General features: G+C 66.5%; 24 protein-coding genes and 1 rRNA gene. 2 read left to right on the forward strand and 23 right to left on the reverse strand.

The window, feature by feature from the left end:
• A 16S ribosomal RNA gene (locus tag ABLE92_RS00005) occupies nt 1-110 on the reverse strand; the annotation flags it as partial.
• Between the two features lie 737 nt (nt 111-847).
• Here ABLE92_RS00005 and mftM point away from each other — a divergent pair.
• Nucleotides 848-1,699 carry a mycofactocin oligosaccharide methyltransferase MftM gene (gene mftM / locus ABLE92_RS00010; protein WP_348802433.1) on the forward strand — a complete coding sequence of 284 codons (852 nt, stop codon included), beginning with the start codon at nt 848-850 and terminating at the stop codon, nt 1,697-1,699.
• Nucleotides 1,700-1,762: 63 nt separating this feature from the next.
• Here mftM and ABLE92_RS00015 read toward each other — a convergent pair whose 3' ends face one another.
• From ABLE92_RS00015 to murA, 12 genes are all read right to left on the reverse strand, one after another.
• Nucleotides 1,763-2,422 (reverse strand): MadR family response regulator transcription factor, encoded by a 660-nt coding sequence (locus ABLE92_RS00015; RefSeq protein WP_348802434.1) that lies wholly within the window; start codon nt 2,420-2,422, stop codon nt 1,763-1,765.
• Nucleotides 2,419-3,957 (reverse strand): MadS family sensor histidine kinase, encoded by a 1,539-nt coding sequence (locus ABLE92_RS00020; RefSeq protein WP_348802435.1) that lies wholly within the window; start codon nt 3,955-3,957, stop codon nt 2,419-2,421. Before ABLE92_RS00020 ends, ABLE92_RS00015 begins: the two co-directional genes overlap by 4 nt.
• A 24-nt stretch (nt 3,958-3,981) precedes the next feature.
• On the reverse strand, nt 3,982-5,175 hold the full coding sequence (locus ABLE92_RS00025; RefSeq protein ID WP_348802436.1) for an iron-containing alcohol dehydrogenase: 1,194 nt from the start codon (nt 5,173-5,175) through the stop codon (nt 3,982-3,984).
• A gap of 65 nt (nt 5,176-5,240) precedes the next feature.
• Nucleotides 5,241-6,767 (reverse strand): VWA domain-containing protein, encoded by a 1,527-nt coding sequence (locus tag ABLE92_RS00030; protein WP_348802437.1) that lies wholly within the window; start codon nt 6,765-6,767, stop codon nt 5,241-5,243.
• A gap of 9 nt (nt 6,768-6,776) precedes the next feature.
• Nucleotides 6,777-8,084 (reverse strand): AAA family ATPase, encoded by a 1,308-nt coding sequence (locus ABLE92_RS00035; RefSeq protein WP_348802438.1) that lies wholly within the window; start codon nt 8,082-8,084, stop codon nt 6,777-6,779.
• Nucleotides 8,085-8,297: 213 nt separating this feature from the next.
• A complete protein-coding gene (gene mdo, locus ABLE92_RS00040) occupies nt 8,298-9,590 on the reverse strand; it encodes an NDMA-dependent methanol dehydrogenase (protein WP_348802439.1) in 1,293 nt (430 codons plus the stop codon).
• A 173-nt stretch (nt 9,591-9,763) separates the two neighbouring features.
• The gene (locus ABLE92_RS00045; RefSeq protein ID WP_348802440.1) at nt 9,764-10,612 is read right to left on the reverse strand and encodes an energy-coupling factor ABC transporter ATP-binding protein; all 849 of its coding nucleotides are present in this window, start codon (nt 10,610-10,612) and stop codon (nt 9,764-9,766) included.
• A complete protein-coding gene (gene cbiQ / locus ABLE92_RS00050) occupies nt 10,609-11,385 on the reverse strand; it encodes a cobalt ECF transporter T component CbiQ (RefSeq protein WP_348802441.1) in 777 nt (258 codons plus the stop codon). Before cbiQ ends, ABLE92_RS00045 begins: the two co-directional genes overlap by 4 nt.
• A gap of 5 nt (nt 11,386-11,390) precedes the next feature.
• Nucleotides 11,391-11,792 carry a PDGLE domain-containing protein gene (locus ABLE92_RS00055; protein ID WP_348802442.1) on the reverse strand — a complete coding sequence of 134 codons (402 nt, stop codon included), beginning with the start codon at nt 11,790-11,792 and terminating at the stop codon, nt 11,391-11,393.
• A complete protein-coding gene (locus tag ABLE92_RS00060) occupies nt 11,789-12,511 on the reverse strand; it encodes an energy-coupling factor ABC transporter permease (protein WP_348802444.1) in 723 nt (240 codons plus the stop codon). The genes ABLE92_RS00055 and ABLE92_RS00060 overlap by 4 nt, the downstream gene beginning before the upstream one ends.
• A gap of 176 nt (nt 12,512-12,687) precedes the next feature.
• Nucleotides 12,688-13,062 carry an ArsR/SmtB family transcription factor gene (locus ABLE92_RS00065; protein ID WP_348802445.1) on the reverse strand — a complete coding sequence of 125 codons (375 nt, stop codon included), beginning with the start codon at nt 13,060-13,062 and terminating at the stop codon, nt 12,688-12,690.
• Between the two features lie 18 nt (nt 13,063-13,080).
• Nucleotides 13,081-14,337, reverse strand: coding sequence for a UDP-N-acetylglucosamine 1-carboxyvinyltransferase (gene murA, locus ABLE92_RS00070; RefSeq protein ID WP_348802446.1), 1,257 nt, complete (start codon nt 14,335-14,337; stop codon nt 13,081-13,083).
• A 56-nt stretch (nt 14,338-14,393) separates the two neighbouring features.
• Here murA and ABLE92_RS00075 point away from each other — a divergent pair, with 56 nt between their 5' ends.
• Nucleotides 14,394-14,999: a cob(I)yrinic acid a,c-diamide adenosyltransferase gene (locus ABLE92_RS00075; RefSeq protein ID WP_348802447.1), complete on the forward strand. Its 606-nt coding sequence runs from the start codon at nt 14,394-14,396 to the stop codon at nt 14,997-14,999.
• A 28-nt stretch (nt 15,000-15,027) separates the two neighbouring features.
• On the opposite strand, the gene ABLE92_RS00080 is transcribed toward ABLE92_RS00075, so the two are convergent.
• The 10 genes from ABLE92_RS00080 to ABLE92_RS00125 form a co-directional block, all read right to left on the reverse strand.
• Complete coding sequence (locus tag ABLE92_RS00080; RefSeq protein WP_348802448.1) at nt 15,028-15,477, reverse strand: DUF2550 domain-containing protein; 450 nt, start codon at nt 15,475-15,477, stop codon at nt 15,028-15,030.
• A 171-nt stretch (nt 15,478-15,648) separates the two neighbouring features.
• Entirely contained in the window at nt 15,649-16,029 is a 381-nt protein-coding gene (locus tag ABLE92_RS00085; RefSeq protein ID WP_348802449.1) for a F0F1 ATP synthase subunit epsilon, read from the reverse strand.
• A gap of 9 nt (nt 16,030-16,038) precedes the next feature.
• Complete coding sequence (gene atpD, locus ABLE92_RS00090) at nt 16,039-17,487, reverse strand: F0F1 ATP synthase subunit beta (RefSeq protein ID WP_348802451.1); 1,449 nt, start codon at nt 17,485-17,487, stop codon at nt 16,039-16,041.
• Between the two features lie 59 nt (nt 17,488-17,546).
• Nucleotides 17,547-18,491 carry a F0F1 ATP synthase subunit gamma gene (locus ABLE92_RS00095; protein WP_348802452.1) on the reverse strand — a complete coding sequence of 315 codons (945 nt, stop codon included), beginning with the start codon at nt 18,489-18,491 and terminating at the stop codon, nt 17,547-17,549.
• 56 nt (nt 18,492-18,547) lie between these two features.
• Entirely contained in the window at nt 18,548-20,176 is a 1,629-nt protein-coding gene (atpA, locus tag ABLE92_RS00100; protein WP_348802453.1) for a F0F1 ATP synthase subunit alpha, read from the reverse strand.
• Nucleotides 20,177-20,254: 78 nt separating this feature from the next.
• Nucleotides 20,255-21,604 (reverse strand): F0F1 ATP synthase subunit B/delta, encoded by a 1,350-nt coding sequence (locus tag ABLE92_RS00105; protein ID WP_348802454.1) that lies wholly within the window; start codon nt 21,602-21,604, stop codon nt 20,255-20,257.
• Between the two features lies 1 nt (nt 21,605).
• Nucleotides 21,606-22,115, reverse strand: coding sequence for a F0F1 ATP synthase subunit B (locus tag ABLE92_RS00110; protein ID WP_449744556.1), 510 nt, complete (start codon nt 22,113-22,115; stop codon nt 21,606-21,608).
• Nucleotides 22,116-22,170: 55 nt separating this feature from the next.
• On the reverse strand, nt 22,171-22,431 hold the full coding sequence (locus ABLE92_RS00115; protein WP_348802456.1) for a F0F1 ATP synthase subunit C: 261 nt from the start codon (nt 22,429-22,431) through the stop codon (nt 22,171-22,173).
• A 134-nt stretch (nt 22,432-22,565) separates the two neighbouring features.
• The gene (gene atpB, locus ABLE92_RS00120; RefSeq protein WP_348802457.1) at nt 22,566-23,324 is read right to left on the reverse strand and encodes a F0F1 ATP synthase subunit A; all 759 of its coding nucleotides are present in this window, start codon (nt 23,322-23,324) and stop codon (nt 22,566-22,568) included.
• Complete coding sequence (locus ABLE92_RS00125) at nt 23,321-23,737, reverse strand: hypothetical protein (protein ID WP_348802458.1); 417 nt, start codon at nt 23,735-23,737, stop codon at nt 23,321-23,323. The genes atpB and ABLE92_RS00125 overlap by 4 nt, the downstream gene beginning before the upstream one ends.
• Between the last annotated feature and the right edge of the window lie 68 nt (nt 23,738-23,805).

Raw genomic sequence — 23,805 nt, forward strand, 5'->3', positions numbered from 1 at the left:
ACTCACCCGTTCGCCACTCGAGTACCCCCGAAGGGGCCTTTCCGTTCGACTTGCATGTGTTAAGCACGCCGCCAGCGTTCGTCCTGAGCCAGGATCAAACTCTCCATGAAAAAACACTGAAACCAAAGTTTCAACACAATCTCAGCCAGAGAGACAAAAAGAACCTGACCAAAAAACAATCCAAAAAAACTGGCAAAAAACAAACTCACAAACACCACCCCACAACACGCGGGGCAGCATCACAAATAAGATTCGTTTCATACCATTCAAAAAAATGGCATCAAACAATCCACCAACACACTATCGAGTTCTCAAAGAACACACACCCACCAACACCACCCACACAGGGCGAACTCCGATGAGCTTGTTCTGTTTCCAGAATGTTAACCCCTTCCGGAGCAACTCTTCCAGAGTACCAGGCCTACTTCCCGTTCACAACCCTTGGGTTGTGATCCGATCGGAAGGTCCGGCATTCCCGTTGATCGTCGCGGCACACGACTGTGCCGCATCGATTTCTCGGGGGCGGTCTGCGCAGGCCCGGTTTCCTCTCCCCTGGGGAATCCCTCTCGGGCCCTCCGGGGCGGTGCCGCGGCGCGCTGACTTCGAATAAGTTACGCACCGGAGCATCGGGAATCAAATCGCCTGGTCGCGGCCGCCGCGATGACCCGTTTGCCCAGCTCACAGGCATCGTCGCTCATCGACGGCACCGCCGGATCCGGCGAAACCGTCGATGTCGCGATGCGTGATCTGGGCCACGCCGGACCGTCGGAGGTCCTGTCCGTTGGGTCAGCAGGCCCGTCCAACCGGACAGTTCCCCGACGAAGTCGCAGGTCATAGCGTGTATGACATGATCGCCCCGACCATCAGCGCCGGCCTCCCGACCGATCGACGGATCTCGGTGCGCCACGCGGCCACGCTGCCGGATGGCATGGAGGCGGTGGGCCGCGTCAGTTGGCGCGACCACGACGTCGTCGGTGGCGAGTCCCTCGAGCTCGTCCACACCTTCACCACGGCCGACATCTCCGACGACGCCATGGTCTCCGCGTTGGTCGCCCTCGTCGATGCCGGCGCAATCCACGGGCAATGGGAGTTCGAGGAGTCCGCGACCGGGCTCATCCAGACCAGCTCAGAAGACCCGGCGCAGGCGTGGGCCGCGTTCTACGACAACTCGTTGCGCGCACTCGGCGACGGCACCGCCGCATTCGCACCCGTCCATCGCCGCGCACGTTCGCTGATCAGCGGTTCCAGCGTTCTGGAAGTGGGTTCGTGCTTCGGGTTTCTGGCACTGCAGTGCGCCGACGACGGTCTGACGGTGTCGGCTCGCGACATCTCCGCCGGCGCGATCGCCCTGCTCACCGCGGCCGGGCGCCGACGGCGCACCCCCGTCGACGCGGCGGTCGGCGACGCCACCCGCCTCGACCTCGCCGACGGCTCGGTCGACACGGTCACGCTCATCCACCTGCTCGAGCACCTCGACGATGAGGACGTCCACGCCGCGATCGGCGAAGCGTTGCGCGTCGCACGGCGTCGCGTGGTGATCGCGATTCCCTATGAGGAGCACCCGAGCGAGCACTTCGGACATCTGAGCACCCTGTCGCAGGACAACCTGCGGTCCTGGGCCGACGCGGCCGACCACGCCGGGGCCGAGATCTTCGACGACCACGGCGGATGGCTGGTGCTCACACCGCATCCCCGCTAGCCGACTCGCGCTCGCGGCAGGTTCGCCCCGCGGGCGGCGAGGGGCGTCGGATACGGGAACCGCTCAGATCAGCCCGCGCTTGCTGGCGATGTACACCGCGTCGGTCCGTTTGGTCACCCCGAGCTTGCGGATGATGTTGCGGATGTGGAACTTCACCGTGGATTCGGAGATGAACAGCGTCTGACCGATCCGCTTGTTGCTCATCCCGTCGGCGAGAAGGCGCAGGACCTCGCGTTCACGTTCGGTGAGGGTCTCCGAACTCCCACCGTCCCCGGACACCGTCCGCAGGACGATGGCCGCGCTGCGGGGATCGAATGCGCTACCACCCCCCGACACCGCCTGAATCGCCCGCACCAACTCGGTGGTGTCGACGTCCTTGACGACGTAGCCGCGTGCCCCGGCCTTGACCGCGCGGACCACCAGGTCGTCGTCGAGGAATGTCGTGAGCACCAGCGACGCGACCTCGGGATGTCGGGCGGCGATCTCGGTGATCAGCCGCAACCCCTCGTATTCGGTGCCGGCGGTGAGCTTGAGGTCGACCACCACCACGTCGGGGGTCGACCGCGCCACCTCCGCCAATGCCTGATCAAAGGAATCCGCCTCGCCCACAACCGAAATCGACTGCTCTCGTTCGAGCAGGGATCGGATCCCGGCACGCAGCAGCGCGTGGTCGTCGACCAGCATCGTGCGGACCGGCTTCGTCGCGATCTCCGGGTTGTTCATCGACTGACCTCCTGTGCCACCCTGGGCGCGTCTCCGGCGGACCGCGTGGCGGCCTCGACTCGTGCCTTACCCCGCTGTCCCTTATCCCGCTGTCCGTCCCCCCGCTGTCCGGTATCCCCGTCGGGTATCTCCACCGCGATCCGCACCCCACCCAGGCGCGAGCGCCGAATCCTCAGCTCACCGCCGAGATCGTGGGCGCGCGTCGACATGTTCGCCAGCCCGCGATGGCGGCCGGCGAGATCACCGAGCATGGCAGCACGCAACACCCGTCGCATGTGCCCGGGATCGCCGTTGCCGTCGTCGTCCACTGTGAGACCCACCTCGCGCTCGCCGTAGCTGAGGACCACCCGGGCGGCGGTCGCCTCGGCGTGCACCGCCGTGTTGAACAACGCCTCGCCGGCGATCCGCAGAATGGCGTGCTGCAGATCATCGGGAAGATCCCGCGGTTTGCCGACCACCCGGACATCGGTCTCGAGGTCGGCGGGCATGTGCATGGAGCACAGTTCGTCGAGCACCTCGCCCAGACTCAGTCCGTCCACCGACGGTGACTGATTGAGTGCATAGATCACCGACCGTAGTTGTTCCACCGCGTTTCGGGTGAGGGTCCCCGCCATCTCCAGACGCGCGGAGGTCTCCGGGTCGGAGTCCATCCGGCACACCTCGATCTGCACGCCCGCCGACAACACCGATTGCGTCACCGAGTCGTGGAGCTCCCGCGCGATCCGCTCACGTTCCTCGGTGACGAGCCGCTGACGCATCACCGCCGACAACTCACGTTGGGTGCGTTGCAATTCGACGTTCTGCACCGCGAGGTCGGTGGCCTGCTCACGGGCCTTGGCGTAGGCGTCCTCCGCACGCGCGAGCTGGTGGCGACTCTCCTGCAGCAGTGCGGCGTTGAGCAACGCGACGACGGCCTGGCGGGCCAGGATCCGCATCACCACCAGGTCGGCGGAGTCGACGACGTGGCTCGGCGGTGTCCACGCCGACAGTCCGCCGACCACGCGACCGTCGAGATGGACGGGCAGATGCAGGTGGTGGTCGTCGACGATCGGGCGGACGAGCTCGCCGAGCTGGTTGCGCAGGATGTCGTTGAGCCGGTTGAGGACCTCGTCTGGCAGGTGGCTCGGTGTGCGTGCCATCTGCACGCCCTCGAAGGCGTAGATGGTGCCGTCGGCCGACATCATCAGATGCCGGGGACCGGTCCGGTCGAGTTCCCCGTCGCAGAGCGCGAAGACGACCCAGTCGGCCTCGAGGTGCTCGGCGACGGCGCGAACGACCGACAGCACCAGATTCTCCGGTCCCTCGCCCGTCTGCACGAGCGCCCGGGAGATGCGGTCGAGCGCACCGACCACCCGGCCGAGGCGTTCCTCGACGCCGCGATACTGCGCATAGTGCGAACCCTTGACCGAATGCAGGCCGATCAGCGAGTCGATCTCCACGGCCGGACCGCCTGCGATGTCCCGGGTGCCGCCACGCCCCTCGGGGTTGCGCGCACCGGACCGGGCGGAGCCATCGGCATCGGGAAGCGCGCTCATGGTGTCTCGCTCATGGTTGCCCGCTCACAATGCCTCGGAGTAGATGCGTGCCACGTCGGCGGCGCTGGGCCGGCGCGGGTTGGTCTTCATGCAGGCGTCGGCGAGAGCGTTGCGGGTCAGCGCGCCGATGTCCTCGGCACGCACCCCGAACTCCGACAGCCGCGCCGGCATGCCGACCCGTGCGGACAGGGCGGCCACCGCATCGGCGAATCGCTCCGCCGTGACCGCCGGTGACGACGACACCCCGACGCCGACGGTCTCGGCGAGTTCGACGAACGGGGTCGGGTCGGCCTCGGCGTTGAACCGGATGACGTGGGGTAACAACACCGCGTTGATCGCGCCGTGCGGCGCATCGACCAACCCGCCGACGGGATGGCTCATCGCATGGGTGGCGCCGAGAATCGCGTTGGTGAACGCCATTCCGGCCTCCAACGCCGCATAGGCCATCTCCAGGCCCGCGTCCGGATCGCCCGGATCGTCGACGAACCGCTCGATGGACCGCCAGGCCGTCGCGATCGCACTGCGCGCGGACCGGTCGGTGAGACGGGTGTGCGCGATGGACGCATAGGCCTCGATGCAGTGGGTGATCGCGTCCATCCCCGACTGGCCGGCCACCTCCGGAGGCAGGGTCGCCAACGGATTCGGGTCGATCACCGAGACGTCCGGAACCAGCGCCCGGCCGATGATCGTCACCTTGGTCATGCGTTCGACGTCGTTGATGATGCAGAACTGCGACACGTCCGACCCACTGCCCGCGGTGGTGGGCGCCGCGACAAGCGGCGGCAGCGGAAAACGCGCCCGGTCGATGCCCTCGTAGGACAGGATGTGGCCGCCGTTGGCCGCCAGGATCGCGATGCCCTTCGCCGCGTCGATGACCGATCCCCCGCCCAACGCGATGATCCCTTCGGAGCGGGTCTGCTCGTAGTGCTCGAATCCGAGCGAGATCTCCGGCGCCCGCGGATTGGCCGACACGTCGGTGAACGAGCTGACCCGCAGGTCCGCCGCCCGCAGCCGCTGCGCCAGCCGCGGATACCAGGGGGTGGCGACCAGGTTCCGGTCGGAGACGATCATCAATCGGCGCATTCCCAGACCCGCTGCCGCCGTAGGGATCTCATCGAGCGATCCCGGCCCGATGATGATCTCGGGGGTGTGGAACTTGGCCACCGGCATCGTCGGTCGGGAGGTGACGGCACGGCGCTCACCAGTGTCGGCGCGCATTCTCGCGATCACCACCTCGTCACGCGGGGACAGATGACGAAAATCCTACGTGGCGCCACCGACACTCACGTCGCATATGCGTCCACGGAGACCTGCTCGAGCGCCGCCAGATCGTGGACGACGTGGACCCGATCGCAGAAGGTCGCGTACCCGGGGAGGTCACAGGCTCCCAGCCCCCAGGAGTACTTGGGTTCGGGGGTGATCCAGATGGTTTCCCGAGCCCGGCGGGTGATCTCCTCGAACGCCTCGAGATTGGGTTCGCGGCCGTTGTTGCGACCGTCGCCGAGCACGATCACCGTCGTCCGTCGCGTGATCGCACCACCGAAGTCGTCGAGGAAGGTCTGCAGGGCGGTGCCGTAGTCGGAGTCGGCGTCGGTGTCGAGCACCCCGCCGGCCGGCAGACCCGAGACCACCAACGACAGCGCCTCCTCCGGCGGATGCTCGGCGAACAGATCGGTGATCTCGACGAGGTCGGAGACGAACGCGAACGAGCGCACATGGGCGACCATGCTCTGCAGACCATGCACCAACTGCAGTGTGAACCGCGCCGCGCTGCGCACCGACAACGAGACGTCGGCGAGGATGAGCAGTGACGGACGATCCTCCACCTTGGCCACCGTGATCGGCCGGAACGGGACACCGTCGTAGCGGAGGTTGGCCCGCATCGTGCGTGCGGCGTCGACCGTGCCGCGGGCGGCGAGCTTGCGACGTGCCCGTGGCGCGCCGTGCAGACTGCGGATCAGCCGCCGGATGGATTCCTCGAGACTGGCCCGTTCGTGTTCGTGAATGGCCTCGCGCACCGACGCCTTGATCTCGCGTTCCTCGATCTCGTGATCGGTGGCCATCAACTGTTCGAGGTGATCGCGCAGCTTCTCGGGCAGACCGTCGAGCAGCCCGGCCAGCGCACTGCGCAGACGTGCGATCTCCTCGCGATCGGGCTGTGGTCCCGCCAATCCGTCGGCGTCGTCGAGCCAGTCCAGCAACGCCATCTCCTGCGCCACCGACAACTCCGCGTCCAGCCGCGTTGCGTTGTCGGTGACCAACTCCCCCGGCCTGCCGGGATTGTGCAACCGCGACACCGTCAACTGCACCCGCGCGGCCTGCTCGGAATTGGGTACCGAGTCCGCCGACAGCACGATCTCGTCGGTCAGCGAGGCCATGTCGAGTTTGTTGGCCTCCTGATGCAGGTTGTACTGCTCGGCGAGATCCTCGGGATCGAAATACTCCCGGATGTCGGACGGCGGGCCGTGACTGTGCCCCTGCTGCGGGGTGTTGCTCACCTCGTCGGACAGGGTGTAATCGGCCAGCTCGCCGGTGTCGGACAGATCGTCGTGGGTGTGTGAATGACCGTGTCCGTCACCGGTGTCCAGCACCGGCCTCAGCGAGAAGAACCTGTCGAACACCTCGTGGAATGTCTGCTCGTCGCGGCGGTCCTTGATCAGGCACGCCTCCATCGCCGACCGCATCAGTTCACGGTCGGCGAGGATCTCGGCGGTGCCGACGGCGGACATGGCATCCATGGCCTCCGACACGCCGATCCGCACACCGTGCAGGCGCAACAACCGGACGAACCGGTGGACCGCTCCTTCCATCCCCGGCTCCTAGAACGGACGCTTGCGGCCACTGCCGCCGGACGGCGGACGGGTGAAGGAGCGACTGCCCTGGGTGGCGCTGACGGACCGGGTGCCGGCATCGCTCTTCGCGCCCGGCGATCCGTAGTACTCATCCGCGTGCCGGCCGGGCTTGTCCTTCTCCGCGCGACGCGCCGGTCCGCTGTGATCGTCATGATCGTGATCGTGGTCATGGTCATGCCCGTGGGAATGGCCGTGTCCATGTGAATGCCCATGGCCGTGATCATGCGAATGCAGATGATCGGGCACCTCGGCGTTCGGATCGACCAGCCGCGGCAGAGCATCGAGGGCACGGGTGAGATCGCGGTCGTACTTGACCACCACATTCGCGGTTTGACCGAGGATGTCGGCGGACAGTTCGTCCGCGCCGAGCACGGCGAGGGTGCGCGCCCAGTCGATGGCCTCGGAGATGCTGGGCGCCTTGCGCAGATCCAGATCACGCAGCCCGCGGACGATCTCCACCAGTTTGGCGGCCAGGGTGTCGGCCAGCCCGGTGTTCTTGGACTTGATGATCTCCAATTCCCGTGCGGCATCCGGATAGTCGAGCGACAGGTGCAGGCAGCGGCGCTTCAGCGCGGCAGACAGGTCGCGGGTGTTGTTGGAGGTCAACACGATCATCGGCTGATGGGTGGCGACGAAGGTTCCGATCTCGGGGACCGATACCTGATACTCGGCGAGCAATTCCAGCAACACCGCCTCGAGTGCCTCGTCGGCGCGGTCGACCTCGTCGATCAGCAACACGACCGGACGTTCGCTGCGCACCGCCTCGAGCAGTGGACGCGGGGCCAGGAATCGTTCGGAGAAGAACACACTCTCCTCGGCACCGATGCGGTCGACGGCCTCCGAGAGGGTGTCGGCGTCGGCGACGACCTGGGAGATCTTCTCCTTGAGCACCTGCGTGTAGAGGAGTTGCTTGCCGTAGTCCCATTCGTAGAGGGCGGTGGTCTCGTCCTGCCCCTCATAGCACTGCAGCCGCAACAGATCTCGGCCGGTCACCTCCGCGAGGGTCTTGGCGAGCTGTGTCTTGCCCACGCCCGCAGGGCCTTCCAGCAGCACCGGCTTGCCGAGTCGGTTCTGCAGGAACACCGTCGTCGCCAGTCGCTGATCGGCGAGGTATCCTGCGTCGGCGAACCGCCGGGTCACGTCGTCGACGTCGCGGAAGGTCACCGCGGAGTTCTCCGTCGCGGCGCTGTCGCCGGATTCGGTTGACGCCGACGATGATTGCGCTCCGGCCGCGGAGCCTGTCGGGTCGTCGGTGGTGACGAAGGAGGTGGACATACGAAGCTCTCCTGAGAAGGTGTACGCGCCTCGACGAGGGCGTGGGGGCGGCGACGCGGGGCGGCAATGCGTGGACCGGGGCCGGTGGGCTTGTTCACTCCGGAGGTCACCACGCCGAACGCTCGAGGTGACCACCGGAGTGAGTGGGATGTGGGGAACCGCGGACTTCGGGGGCATGCGGTTCCCCACACCCCGGTCGGGGTGGACCGGCTGCTACGGGAGCAGCTCGTCCAGGCTTCCGTTCACGCAGTGCTCGACGACCGGACGCACGGTCTCGAAGGTGCACTCCTTGGGGTTACCCGGGGTGCACGCGTCGCCGAGGACGTGGTTGGTCAGCGCGTCGATGGTGGCCGCGTCGGTGGTGATCTCCTTGCGGTTCTCGTAGAACTTCGTCGGCCCCTCGCCGAGGCGGTTCTTGGGGTACGAGTCCTTCTTGACGTCGGCGAAGCGCTCGACGATGCCCACGTCACGCAGCAGCCGGATGGCGGCTTCGAGGGCCGCATCGGCGGCCTGGACCTTGGTCATCCCGTGGGTGTCGACGCCCATGGCCTGCGCCATGTCGGCGTAGCGCTCGTACATGACCGGCATGTTGAACGCCCACACACGCGGCAGTGCGATCGCGTTGTTCAGGCCGTGGTGGGTGTCGAAGAACGCCGACACCGCGTGGCTGATGGAATGGATGATTCCCAGTCCACCCGAGTTGAAGGCCTGTGCCGCAATGTATTGCGCGTACATCATGCCTTCGCGACCCTTGAGGTCGACACCGTTCCAGGTGGCCTCACGCAGGTTCTCCGCGGTCATCTTCACCGCGTAGAGGGCGTTACCCATCGACGGCGGGAAGTTCAGCCGCGAGACGTAGGGCTCCGACGCGTGCGCCAGGACGTCGAATCCGCACTGCGCGGTGTAGGCGACCGGGCAGTCGTAGTACAGCACCGGGTCGTCGATGGCCAGCGTCGTCACCGCGGCGTCGTCGAAGGCGACGTACTTGTGCGGCTTGTCGGGGTCGGTGGTGGTGTCGGTGATGACGTAGGCCCAGGAGGTCTCCGAGCCGGTACCGGCCGTGGTCGACACGGCGATATGCGGTGGGTTCTTGGGGTTTTCGCTCTTGTTGAAGCCCTCGAACTCGTTGACGCTGCGGCCGTCGTGGGCGACCGAGATGCGCGCGCCCTTGCAGGCGTCATGTGCCGAGCCGCCACCGATCGAGATGAACGAGTCGCACTTCTCCGAGTTGTACAACGACACCGCGTCCATGACGTTGTAGTCCTTGGGATTGGACTCGACCTTGTCGTAGAGCACGACCTCGAGGCCGTGGTACTTGCACGACTCGACGATCTTGTGCACGGTGTCGCTGCCGCGCAGACCGGTGGTCATGATGAGGGTCTTCTTGAATCCGAGTTTGAGGGCCTCGGGACCGATCATCTCGTGTGCGCCCGGGCCCATCATGGCACGGGGGAACGGGTGGAACTCCTTGATGGGAAACGGCTTGAGTAGCTCATCTACCTGCATGTGACCTGACCTCCTTCGTCGTCGGCGCACACCGCGTGACGCCGACTGTGAGCAACGGCGACGTTACGCGCGTCACAGGAAGGGGTGGAAGGTGTTGCGGCACAAACCGTCCCTGGAGAATCATCGGAACCCACCTTGGTCAGGTCGGGGTCACCCGACGGCCAGGTGGCCGACTATCCGTTCGGACAGGGCGAGGCGGCCGACGAACTCCGGACGCCGCCGCCACGTGCCCGCCGGACGGCGTCGATGTCGAATCCCCACGGCAACTCGAGCCGGTGCGCGGCGAGCAACGCCTCGTCGGCGAGGATGTCGTCGACCGGGCCGTCGGCGACCACGCGACCGGCGTCGATGACCACCGCACGATCGCACAGCTGAGCCGCATACAGCAGATCGTGGGTGACCACGAGCATCGTCGTCCGCAGGCGCAGCAAGGTGTCGGCGAGGTCCCGGCGCGCCACCGGATCCAGATTCGCCGACGGTTCGTCGAGGACGAGAACGTCTGGGCGACAGGACAAGACGCTGGCGAGCGCACCGCGTCGCCGCTGGCCACCGGAGAGGTGATGTGGACTGCGCCCGGCGTGTTCGGTCATCGACACCGCGGCCAGCGCCTCGTCGACGCGCCGTTTCAGCTCATCGCCGGTCACCCCGAAGTTGGCCGGGCCGAACGCGACGTCCTCGACCAGGGTCGGCATGAACAGCTGATCGTCGGGGTCCTGGAACACCAGTCCGACGCGCCGGCGCACCTCGCGCAGCGAGTTCTTCGCCACCGGGATGCCGTGGATGGCCACCTCCCCGGCGGTGGGCAGCAGCACCCCGTTGAGTTGCAGCATCAGGGTGGTCTTGCCGGCGCCGTTGGGGCCGAGCAGCGCGACGCGTTCGCCTTCGGCCACCACGAGGTCGATGCCGTCGATCGCGACGTGACCGTCCGGGTAGGCGAAGGACAGACCCCGGACCTCGACGGCCGGCGCCCCCGGTACCGAGGAGTCCGGCGGGCTGACATGCTGTGGTAGTTGACGTCTCATCTCATCCCCCAGGCGGTGACGGCGACCGCGACGGCCGCGATCGCCGGTGTGACGATCGCCGCCCACTGGGCGGGTGTCGCGCGTGGTGCGGTCGCCACGCCGGGCATCTCCGGGATCGTACCGGTGAATCCGCGCGACATCATCGCCAGATGCACCCGCTCACCGCGTTCGTAGGACCGCAGGAACAGCGCGCCCACCCCCTTGGCGATCGCCCCCGCCTGATGGATCAGCCGGGGTGAATCGCCGCGCGCGGAGCGGGCGATCTGCATCCGCCTGATCTCCGCCGAGAGCAGGTCGACGTAGCGCAGCATCATCACGAAGATCGGCGTGATGGTCGCCGGGACACCCAGCCGGGTCAGTGCGACGGGGAGTGCACGGGCCTCGGTCGTCGCGGCGAAGGTCAGCGACGCCGCCACTCCGAGCGTGCCCTTGATGAGGATGCCCCAGCCCGCGTACAGCCCCGTCACCGACAGCGACATCCCGAGGAACTCCACCCGGTCGGGCCCGGCGGAGAACGGCAGCAACACCGCCAGGATCACGAACGGCGCCTCGATCAGCATGCGCGGCAGAATCCACAGCGGTGGTATCCGCGCGAGCGCCCAGACGGCACCCAGGATGAGCGCGAAACCCAGGTAGGGCCAGAACATCTCGCGGGGTGTGGCCACGACCGCGAAGACGAAGATCACCAGGCAGACGATCTTCACCTCGGCGGGTGCGCGGTGCACGCACGAGTCACCGGCGCGGTAGAGCGGATGGGCATGACCGGCACCCATGGTGCTCAGTCCCCGGACGTGGTGGTGGCCGCATCACCGCTGCGGCGGCGCGCGATCAGCCAGAACAGGCCGCCCGCGATGGCGAGCGTGACCAGCACCCCGATCACGCCGGCGATGCCGTTGGTGTATTCGATTCCGCGGAACGAGTAGTCGGCCAGCGGCGACGACGCCATGGCGTGGTCGGTCGCATGCTGGGCGATGCAGGTCCCGGTGAGCTCCTCGGAGCCGTTGACCTCGACGGTCTGGCATCCCTGCTGGGTGGCCGAGTCGAGTCCGTCGGGTGAGGAGCTGGCCACATAGGACACGATGCCGGCGATGATCAGCGCCACCACCCCGAAGGCGATGAGGAACGTGCGGCGCCGCACCCGTGGGGCGTGGGTGCGCTCGGTCGACGATGTGGTGCTCATGCCGGGACTCCGATCGCTTGTGCGGGTGCCGGGTTGCGGCGTAGCAGGTAGACCAGGTCCGGGCGCGCCCGGGCGACCGCCATGACGGTGGCGGCGGTGATCAGACCCTCCCCGATCCCGATGAGCACGTGCGTGCCCCACATGTAGACCGCCACCGTGCCCAAGGATGTCGACGCGGCTCCACCGATCGCATACTCGACGACGAATCCGGTTGCCGCGCACACGGTTCCACACAGTGCGGACACGAAGGCCACGATCCCGAGGCCGCCGATGGAGCGTGACCTCGCCGCGATGACCCGGTACAGGATCACCGCCACGCCGTATCCGGCGAAGGTGGAGATCAGTGCCATGTTGGTGATGTTGGCGCCGAGCGCGGTGACCCCGCCGTCGGCGAAGAGCAGGCATTGGACCACCAGCACGATGGCGATACACAGGGCCCCGGTGTACGGCCCGACCAGGATGGCGGCCAGCGCACCACCGAGGAGGTGCCCACTCACCCCCGGCAGGATCGGGAAGTTGATCATCTGGACCGCGAAGATGAAGGCGGCGACCAGACCGGCCATCGGCACGGTCTTCTCGTCGAGATCGGTGCGGGCACGCCAGGCGCAGAAGCCGAGGCCGGCAATGGCGATGGCGCCGAACAGGATCGAGGTCTGCGCGTTGATGATGCCGTCGCTCATATGCATGGCGAGGTTCATCGTGGACGGGGTGGTGGACATTGAGCGGTGTCCCTTTCGTATCGCTGAGCGTGCACCGGCATACCGGCGCGCGATAGGAGGAACGTTAAGACCCGCCCCGACATCTGTCTACTTATTCAGATAACGAGGTGCACAGACTATCCGAACGGTCAGGAGTGACCCTGCCCACATCACCGAGCCCCACCCTCGACGACCCGTCACGAATCGAGATGCCGCGCACCGATCCAATGCAGAAGCCGATGGACCGTCTCGTCCTCGAGTCGGTAGCTCACCGAGCGGCCCACCCGGGTGGAGGTCACCCACCCTTGATGACGTAACACCCGAAGTGCTTGCGACACCGCGGTTTCGGTGCGGCCCACCTCCGTCGCGATGTCGCCGACGAAGATCCCGGGCTTGCGGTGCAGCACCAGCAGGATCTCCAGCCGGTGCGGATCGGAGAGCAGGTCGAAGCGGGAGGTCCAGGCCGCGATGTCGACGTCACCGGCCCCGTGCCCTTGCTGCCCCCCGGGCGCGTGATGTGCCGTATCTCCCTCATCGGCCGGATGCGGATGAGTGTGTGTGCCACCGTCCATGTCGCCACCGTCCACGGTTCAGCCCCGTACCCGCTCGATGATCCCGCCCAGCCGGGTGAGGTTCTCCTCGAACTGCGGGTATCCGCGGTCGATGTGCTCGATGTCGTGGACCTCGGTCACCCCGTCGGCGACCAGACCGGCCAGCACCAGGCCCGCGCCCGCCCGGATGTCGGAGCACCACACGGGTGCGCTGGAGAGCCGCTCGATACCCCGGATGACGGCGTGATGGCCGTCGGTGCGGGCGTCGGCTCCCAGACGCACCATCTCCTCGACGAAGCGGAAGCGGGCCTCGAACACGTTCTCGGTGATCACCGACATCCCGTCGGCGATGGCCGCCAGACCGATCGCCATCGGCTGCAGATCGGTGGGGAATCCGGGGAACGGCAAGGTGGACACGTTCACCGCCGCGGGCCGGCCGTCGTGACGGACGCGGAAGCCGTCGACCATCGTGTCGACCCGGGCCCCGGTGTCGACGAGCTTGTTGAGGACCAGTTGCAGGTGCGCCGGCGCGACGCCCCGTACCGTGACGTCTCCCCGTGTCATGGCGGCCGCGATCCCCCAGGTGGCGCCGACGATCCGGTCACCGATGACCCGATGGGTGGCCGGGTGCAGTCGCTCGACGCCGGTCACGGTGAGGGTGGAGGTACCCGCGCCCTCGATCCGCGCACCCATCTGCTGCAGCATCACACACAGGTCGACGATCTCCGGCTCGCGTGCGGCGTTGTCGATGGTGGTCTGTCCGTCGGCCAGGACCGCGGCCATCAGGATGTTCTCGGTGGCGCCCACCGAGGGGAACTCCAGCGCGACCGGCGCCCCGATGAGTGCGTCGGCCTCGGCGACCACGCAGCCGTGTTCGATGGAACTGTGCGCCCCGAGCGCGCGCAGACCGGCCTGATGCATGTCGAGGGGGCGGGACCCGATGGCGTCTCCGCCGGGCAGCGCGACGACGGCGCGGCGGCACCTCGCCATCAGCGGCCCCAACACGCACACCGATGCACGGAACTGCTTCACCGCGTCGAAATCGGCGTGGTACTTCGGTTCGGCCGGTGCATCGATGATCACGGTGTCACCGTCGATCGAGACACTCGCCCCGAGGCCACGCAGCACATCCGCCATCAGCGGGACGTCGGCGATCTCGGGCGAATTGGTCAGGGTGGTGGTGCCCTCGGCGAGCAACGCGGCCGCCATCAGTTTGAGCACACTGTTCTTCGCTCCACCGACCGAGACCTCGCCACTCAGCCGGGCTCCCCCGGTCACCAGAAAGCGATCACTCACGACAGACAGCTTATCGGTCGCACGGTGCGATCCCGCGGAGCGCTAGATTTTGACGTATGGCCGTGCACCTCACCCGCATCTACACCCGTACCGGCGACGACGGGACCACCGGGCTCAGCGACTTCTCCCGGGTGTCCAAGACCGATCCACGGGTGATCGCCTACGCCGATTGCGACGAGGCGAACGCGGCGATCGGGGTCGCCCTCGCCGTGGGCGGTGCGGTACCCGAGGAGATCGCCGAGGTGCTACGGACCGTCCAGAACGATCTGTTCGACGCCGGGGCGGACCTGTCCACGCCCGTCGTCGACGATCCGAAGTATCCGCCGCTGCGTATCGAGCAGGACTACATCGACGCGCTGGAGCACTGGTGCGACGCCTTCGGGGAGGATCTGCCGTCGCTGGATTCGTTCATCCTACCCGGCGGCACACCGCTGTCGGCGCTGCTGCATCAGGCCCGGACGGTCACCCGGCGGGCCGAACGTTCCGCGTGGTCCGCGGTGGCGGCCGACCCGGACGCGACGTCGGTGTTGCCGGCGAAATACCTCAACCGGCTCTCGGATCTGTTGTTCATCCTGTCGCGCGTGGCCAACCGACCACCGCATGGCGACGGCGACGTGAAGTGGGTGCCCGGCGGGCAGCGGTCCCGGCCCACGAGCTCCTGAGACTCGAGCTCCTCGGCCGAGGATGCGCTCAGGCGCTGCGGCGCTGTGCGCGTGAGGGACGTCGTGACTCCAGCCACGACTGGAAGGCGGTGACCCCGCCGGCGTCCAAGGCGATCTCGTAGTCGCGGCCGTCGCCGGCGCCGACCGCCTGGTGGACGCGGAGGATGATCATGTCGGCGAGAATGTCCTGCTCGGTACCCACCGCGCGCCGCCGGCCGGCGATCTCGATGGAGCGACGCGGCAGCGTCCGCGACGGACCGGGCCGTAGCGATGACAGACGGAAATACCGCAACGCCTCGTCGCTGTAGTGGACGGTGCCGTGCCGCCACCCCTCGTCGACCGCGGCGGGCAGTTCACGCAGCAGCACCGGGGTACCCCCGCGGCGCAACTGACCCACGCGATAGGCCAGCAACCCGCACAGGGCGAGGGCACTGAGCAGCGCAATGCTCAGGATCACCACGACGACCAGTTCCGTCACCCGGGCGCACCTCCTCGGTCCGGCCCCGTCAGCGGCGATCTCGTAAGGCTGGGACGTGGCTGTGATCGCCCGGGACGCACCCCCAGCATGCCATCTGGCCCGAACACACGACCGGCCACCCTCGTCGGGGTGGCCGGTCGTGTGAGCACTGACGGAATGTCGGTCGCGTGGCTACTTGACCAGATGCTCGGCCGCGGTGAGGCGGGCGTGCGCGTGGTTGTACTCCGCGCTGCCGGGCTCAGCGGCTTCGAGGGCCGCCTTTTCGGCGGCGACATCGACGTCGTCGGCCCATGCGGCGGACTCGGCGAGGATCGTCACCGACTCACCGGTGACCGAGAGGAAGCCACCCTCGATCGCCGCGGCCTTGCGGTCACCGCTCTCCTCGACGATCACCACGAACCCGCCGGGCACCAACTCGCCGAGCAGCGGTTCGTGGTTCGCCAGCACACCGAGTTCACCCACGGTGGTCTGTGCGATCACAAAGGTCGCCTCACCGGAGTAGAGCTCTGCGTCGGCGGAGACCACCTCGACGTGGAAGGACTTGTCAGCCATGTCGATCCGCTACTTTCCGGCGATCTTGGCCGCGGCGGCCTCCACGTCGTCGAGTCCACCGCAGCTGTTGAAGGCCTGCTCGGGCAGGTGATCGAACTCGCCCTTGCACACGCGGTCGAACGCCTCGACGGTGTCGGCGAGCGGCACGACCGAGCCCTTCTGACCGGTGAACTTCTCGGCGACGAGGAAGTTCTGTCCGAGGAACTTCTGGATACGACGGGCACGCTGCACCGTCACTTTGTCCTCTTCGGACAGTTCGTCCATACCGAGAATGGCGATGATGTCCTGCAGTTCCTTGTACTTCTGCAGGATGCGCTTGACCTCGTTGGCGACGCGGAAGTGCTCGTCACCGACGATCGAGGCCTCCAGGATGCGCGAGGTCGAGGTCAGCGGGTCCACGGCCGGGTAGATACCCAGCTGCGAGATCGGACGCGAGAGCTCGGTGGTGGCATCGAGGTGGGCGAAGGTGGTGGCCGGCGCCGGGTCGGTGTAGTCGTCGGCGGGCACGTAGATGGCCTGCAGCGACGTGATCGAACGCCCCTTGGTGGAGGTGATGCGCTCCTGCAGCTCGCCCATCTCGTCGGCCAGCGTCGGCTGGTAACCCACCGCGGACGGCATGCGGCCGAGCAGGGTGGAGACCTCCGAACCGGCCTGAGTGAACCGGAAGATGTTGTCGATGAACAGCAGCACGTCCTGGTGCTTGACGTCGCGGAAGTACTCCGCCATCGTCAGCGCCGACAGCGCCACGCGCATACGGGTGCCCGGCGGCTCGTCCATCTGACCGAACACCAGGGCGGTGTCCTGGAGAACGCCCATCTCCTCCATCTCGAGGTGGAGGTCGGTGCCCTCGCGGGTACGCTCACCGACGCCGGCGAACACCGAGGTGCCCGAGAACTCGCGGGCGATACGGGTGATCATCTCCTGGATCAGAACGGTCTTGCCGACACCGGCACCACCGAACAGGCCGATCTTGCCGCCCTTGACATACGGGGTCAGCAGGTCGATGACCTTGATGCCGGTCTCGAGGATCTCGGTCTTTCCCTCGAGTTCGTCGAAGGCCGGGGGCTTGCGGTGGATGCCCCACTGCTCGCCGTCGCGGCCCAGGCCCGGGCTGTCGAGGCAGTCGCCGAGCGCGTTGAACACGTGGCCCTTGACGACGTCGCCGACGGGCACGCGGATCGGGTATCCGGTGTCGCTGACGGTCGCGCCGCGGACGAGGCCGTCGGTGGGCTGCATGGAGATGGTGCGGACCAGATTGTCACCGAGGTGCTGGGCGACCTCGAGGGTGAGGGTCTTGGCCACCGCCTCCAGGGTCACGTCCGCGTGGAGGGCGTTGAACAGGTCTGGGATCGAGCCCCGCGGGAACTCGACGTCGACCACGGGGCCGATGATGCGGACGATCCGCCCGTCGGCGGACCCCGACTTCCCCGAGGTCGGGGTTTCTGCTACTGCGGTCATGATGAGTGGGTCACTTCCTCTTTGGATCGAAAGTTTCGCGAAGGGGCGAGGCCGACGGTCTAGGTCGCGAGGGCGCTGGAGCCGCCGACGATCTCGCTGATCTCCTGGGTGATCTGGGCCTGGCGGAGCTGATTGGCCTCACGGGAGAGGTTCTTCGACAGCTCCTCGGCGTTGTCGGTGGCCGCCTTCATTGCGGTACGCCGAGCAGCCGACTCCGACGCCGAGGAATCCAGCAGCGCCGCATACACACGGGTGGCGATATAGCGCGGTAACAGCGTCTCGAGGAGGCCTTCGGCACTCGGCTCGAACGTGTAGTTCCGCGACTCGGAGGTGACGCTTCCGGCCTCCGCGTCGCTCGCGTCGACCTCGTCCTCGGTGACCACCAGCGGGGCCATCCGACGGACCTCGGGGGCCTGGGTCAGCATCGACACGAACCGGGTGTACACCAAGTGCAGTTCGTCAACGCCCTCGACCGAGCCGGTGCCGTCCGGGCGCTCGACCTCCACCCCGGAACCGGCGAGGAAGAGATCGACCAGGAACTTGCTGGGCTGCGCCGCGTCGGAGTACTCCGGCGCCTGCGAGAAACCGGTCCAGGCATCCGAGTACTCCGCACCACGGAAGGTGAAGAAGCCGACGCCCTTCTGTCCCATGATGAACAGCACGGGCTCCTTGCCCTCTTCGCGCAGCAGCGCGAGGAGTTCACGGGTGGCCCGCAGAACGTTGGCGTTGTACCCACCGCACATACCACGGTCACTGGTGATCACCAGGACGCCGGCACGCTTCGGATTCTCCCGCTCCTGCAGCAACGGATGATCCAGCGATCCCGCGCTGCTCGCCAGCTCGGAGAGCACCTTGGTCATCTCCGAGGCGTACGGCTTGGCAGCCGCAACCCGGGCCTGTGCCTTGGTGATGCGGGAGGTGGCGATCAGTTCCTGCGCCTTGGTGATCTTCTTGGTCGACTGAACCGACCGGATGCGTGAACGCAGCTCACGAATGCTGGCCACGAGATCTCACCCCTTCCTTGACACGTCGATTGACGTCACTCGTCTGCTGAAAAAGATCACTTGCGGATCTTGATCGCTTCTTGTTCGACGTCCTCGGAATCCATCGCGGCCGCCTCGGCCTCGTTCACGACACGCTTGCCGTCGTGGGTGAGGTAGCTGTTCTTGAACTTGTTGGTCTCGGCGACCAGCGCCTCGGCCTCGTCGTCGGACAGCACCTTGCCACCGGCGATGGAGTCGTAGACCCCGGTCGCGTTGTGGTGCAGGTGGCTGAGCAGCTGGGTCTCGAAGTTGCGGATGTCGTCGACCGGAACCGAGTCGTAGTGGCCCTCACCGCAGAGGTAGATCGAGACGATCTCGTCCTCGACCGAGTAGGGGCTGTACTGGTCCTGCTTGAGCATCTCGACCCAGCGGGCACCGCGCTCGAGCTGCGCCTTCGATGCGTCGTCGAGGTCGGAGGCGAAGGCGGAGAACGCCTCGAGCTCACGGAACTGTGCGAGTTCCAGACGCAGCGAACCGGACACCTTCTTCAGGCCCTTGGTCTGTGCGGCACCACCGACGCGCGACACCGAGGTACCGACGTTGATGGCGGGACGCACACCCTTGTTGAACAGGTCGGACTCGAGGAAGACCTGCCCGTCGGTGATCGAGATGACGTTGGTCGGGATGAACGCGGAAACGTCGTTGGCCTTGGTCTCGATGATCGGCAGACCGGTCATCGAGCCGCCGCCCATCGCGTCGGAGAGCTTCGCACAACGCTCCAGCAGACGCGAGTGCAAGTAGAAGACGTCGCCGGGGTAGGCCTCGCGGCCCGGCGGGCGACGCAGCAGCAGCGAGATGGCGCGGTAGGCCTCGGCCTGCTTGGTCAGGTCGTCGAACACGATCAGGACGTGCTTGCCCTCGTACATCCAGTGCTGACCGATGGCCGATCCGGTGTACGGTGCCAGCCACTTGAAGCCGGCCGAGTCGGACGCGGGAGCGGCGACGATGGTGGTGTACTCCATCGCACCGGCCTCTTCCAGAGCGGTCTTGACGCCCGCGATGGTCGAACCCTTCTGGCCGATCGCGACGTAGATGCAACGGACCTGCTTGTTCTCGTCGCCGGATTCCCAGTTGGCCTTCTGGTTCAGGATGGCGTCGACACACACCGCGGTCTTGCCGGTCTTGCGGTCGCCGATGACCAGCTGACGCTGACCACGGCCGATGGCGGTCATGGCGTCGATGGCCTTGATGCCGGTGGCGAGGGATTCCTCGACCGGCTGACGCTCGAGCACGGTGGCTGCCTGCAGTTCCAGCACGCGCTGGTCCTCGGCCTCGATATCGCCGAGGCCGTCGATCGGGGCGCCGAGCGGGTCGACGACGCGACCGAGGAACTTGTCACCGACGGGAACCGAGAGGACCTCGCCGGTACGGCTGACCTGCTGGCCCTCTTCCAGGCTCTCGTAGTCACCGAGGATGACCGCGCCGATCTCGTCCTCGTCGAGGTTCAGTGCCACACCGAGCACGCCGCCGGGGAACTGCAGCAGCTCGTTGGCCATCGCGCTGGGCAGGCCACTGACGTGGGCGATGCCGTCCGCGGTATCGGTGATGATGCCGACCTCGTCACGCGAGGCTTCGGCGTCGAACGACGAGACATACTGCTCGATCGCTCCCTTGATCTCGTCTGCTGAGATCGTCAACTCGGCCATGGGTTCTCGTCTTTCTTACTCAGTCCGGGCAAGTGATTCTTCGGTGGTGGGTGATGGAGTTGTCGGCTGCGCAGCGGATCAGCGCGGCAGGGTCTCGGCCGCCTTCGCCAACCGGGTGGCGATGTCGGCCTCGATCACTTCGTCGCCGACGCCCACACGCAGGCCGCCGATGATCGATTCGTCGACCTCGGTCTGCACCGAGATCGTGCGGTGGTAGATCGACCCCAGCACCGAGGCCAACCGATCGTTCTGTGCGTCGGTGAGCTCGACCGCCGAGATCACATGCGCCACGGTTTCACCGCGTCGCGCCGCAGCCAGTTCGGCCAGGTGCGCGACCGCGTTCTCGGCCGGCTGACCGTGCAGCAGGGCGATGGCGTGCGACAGCAGGTACCACGTGTGCTCGTTGACCTGTCCACCGACGAGCGAGCGCAACAGCTCCACCCGGCCGGGCACCGGACGCTGGAAATCGGCGAGCAGCGAGGCGAGTTCCGGGTTGGCGTCGAGCAGTCGGCCGATGCGGAACAGTTCGTCCTCGGTCTGCTCGATCGTGCCCTCGCGCTCCGCCGAGGTCAGCACGATGAGTGCGTTCTGACGACGCAGCGCGGTGAGGAGATCCACGCTCTGTGACCAGCGCTGTGCGGCAGCGGTGGCCACGGTGTCGACCACAATCGGCGCGACCTTGCCGTCCAGCAGGGTATGCACCAACTGCTTCTTGCCCTCGGGGTTCTCCTCGTCCTCGGTGAGCTTCTTGCGCAGCACCGGGTTCTTGAGCAGGAAGCTGATGACCTGGTACAGGTCCTCCGACGCCGACGTCAACGCCGCCGAGTCGAGATCGGCTGCGGCCGAGTCGAATTCGTGGGCGATGGTGCGAGCGGCGTCGCGGCTGGTGGCATGCAGCGAATGCAGGCCGATCAACTCCGAACTCGGCGGCACCGCCGAGGTCGAATCCTTGCTCGCCATCTGCTCGAGTTCGTCGATCACCCGGTCGATGGTGGCGGTCTGGTTGTCCGCGGTGGCCAGATGCTTGCGGACGATGTCACCCGCCCCGTCGACCGCACTGAGGCCCAGTTCGGACCGCAGCTGACGGACCAGGCTGGTCCGGGCCAGCTCGGCCTGGTTCGTGCCGTGCTCGGAGATCCGCCGGACCTCGGAATCGGCGTAGGCCTTGAGGTCGGACTCGATGGACTCCGCGTCCTGCAGGGCTCCGGCGTGCAATTCCTTGGCCTCGGCGTCCGCCCTCTCGATGGCCCGGTCATGTGCGACCCGGGCATCCTCGGCACGCGCCTTGGCCTCGTCACTGTCGACGAGCTGCTGGCTGATCGCGTCCTTCTGGGAGAGCACCGCCTTCTTCAGCGGGGGCAGCACCCACTTGACGAAGATGCCGACGATGACCAGAAAGCCGACGAGCTGTCCGATGAAGATATCCACGCTAGTTCACCGTCTCTGTCTGCTTGGCCCCTGCATCGGCCGGGGCGACATCGGTTCCCAGGACGCGGCCGGCCAGCGTCGCCGACAGCCGACTCACGTCCTGCTTGGCGGTGGTGACCGCCTTGTCCGCCTCCACCTTCAGATCTGCCGAGATCTTGGCCAGGGCGGCATCGGCCTCCTCGGTGGCCTTGCTCTTGGCCGCCGCCACGTGCTCGTTGCCCTTGGCCCGCGCCTCGTCCCGGATACCCGTGGCGTCGCCACGAGCATCCTTCAGACGAGCCGCGTACTCACGGTCGGCGTCCGCGTAGCTCGCCGCTGCGGCTTTGTTGTCTTCGACCGTCTTGGCCACACGGGCATCGCGCTCGTCGAGCACCTTGAGGATCGGCGGTACGACGAAGGTGCGGATGACGATCAGCACGACGACGAAGATCAGCAGGCACGCGATCAATGTGCCGTTCGGGATGAGGAAGTTGGACGTCCCGGCTTCTTCTTCTGCGGCGAGACTCATCATGATGGGTGTCCCCTATCGGACTAACGAACTACTGCGGTGGACGGGCGAGCGGACGTCAGCCGCCGTACACCTGAGCCGGGTTGGCGAACACGAACAGGGCCATGAACGCGAGGTTGATGAAGTACGCGGCTTCGACCAGACCGACGGTGATGAAGAACGGGGTGAACAGACGGCCCTGGGCCTCCGGCTGCCGGGCGATGCCGGCGATGAGCTGGGAACCGGCGATACCGTCACCGATACCGGCACCGATCGCGCCGCCGCCCATGATGAGGCCGCCGCCGATCAATGCGCCCATGCTAACCAGATTCGGATCCATTGAGATCTTTCCTTTCGGGTGGAACTGGCACTCTTGGTTGCCAGGTCTGTGGGTCCGGTCGGCGGGGCCGACCTTCGTTTGTGGGAAGAGATGGTTCGGGTGGGCGGTGCCGGGTCGGCACCGACCGGGTCGTACTAGTGGTGGTCATCCTCCATCGCCTGGCTGAAGTACAGGATGGTCAGCAGGGCGAAGATGAAGGCCTGGATCAAGCCGATGAACATGTCGAACGACTTCCAGATCGCGTTCGGGAACCACATGATGTAGGCCGGGAACAGCGCAATCAGGGCAACCATGACACCGCCGGCGAACAGGTTGCCGAAAAGTCGGAGAGACAGCGACAGCGGCTTGGCGATCTCTTCGATGATGTTGATCGGTGCGAGTCCGGCAGCGTGGCCCTTGACGAGCTTGCCGAGGTGGCGCAACGGACCGCGACGCTTCATACCGGCCGCGTGGTACCAGCAGAAGACGAAGATGGCCAGCGCGTAGGTGAAGTTGGCATCGCCCGAGGCGGGCTTGATGAGTTCGTGGGTCGAACCGTCGTCGGTGCCGTACTGCACCGGCAACACCGAGAACCAGTTGACGATCAGGATGTAGGTGAACAGTGTGACGGCCAGCGGCAGAACGAAACCGGCGATCTTCATGCCGATCGCGCTCTCGATCTGATTCCGCATCTGCACGGTGATGACCTCGAAGTACAGCTGCACGGTGTTCGGCCGCTTCGAGGTCATCTTGGCCTTGACGAAAAAGGCCATCGCGATGACGATGACCCCGGCAATCGCTGCCGCGATGATCGTGTCGAGGTTCCAGGTCAGTCCCAGCCACTCGACCTCTTGATGGTGGCCGACCTCGATCTTGGCCTCAGCCAGGTACAGCGTGTCAGACGGAGCGGTCATAGCTGCTTACGAAGTCCTTTCATCACCGGAATCACGGTGCTGAGAACCAGGACGACCTGGCCCAGCGCGAGTCCGAACATCACGCCCAGCCCTTCGGGCCGGACCAGGATGGCCGCCGCGAGTGCGAGGACGGTGATCACACCGAGACGCATCGCGGAATTCACGGCCAACAGTTTTTTACGCGGGTCTGCTTCCGCGGCGACTCGCGAGACGGCAAGGGTGACCATTTTCGCGTTGACGAGTACGGCGAGGACGCCGACGGCAAAGAACACCGCGAACAGCGGGTGACCCATGTAGATGGAGACCCCGGCAACGATCAGGGTGAGTGCCCCCGAGATGATTCCCGGTCGCACGAGACTCGTCGGGGCCGGCGGGTAATACACGGGAGCCGAATCAGGGGCAGACGTCGTCATTGCCTCTCCTCACCTCTCCTCGTACCCCTACTCGACGGTGCGAGCGGGGGCATACAGCATCGAGCGTG

This window comes from Gordonia oleivorans (assembly GCF_040044975.1).
In the GTDB taxonomy this organism is placed as follows: domain Bacteria; phylum Actinomycetota; class Actinomycetes; order Mycobacteriales; family Mycobacteriaceae; genus Gordonia; species Gordonia oleivorans.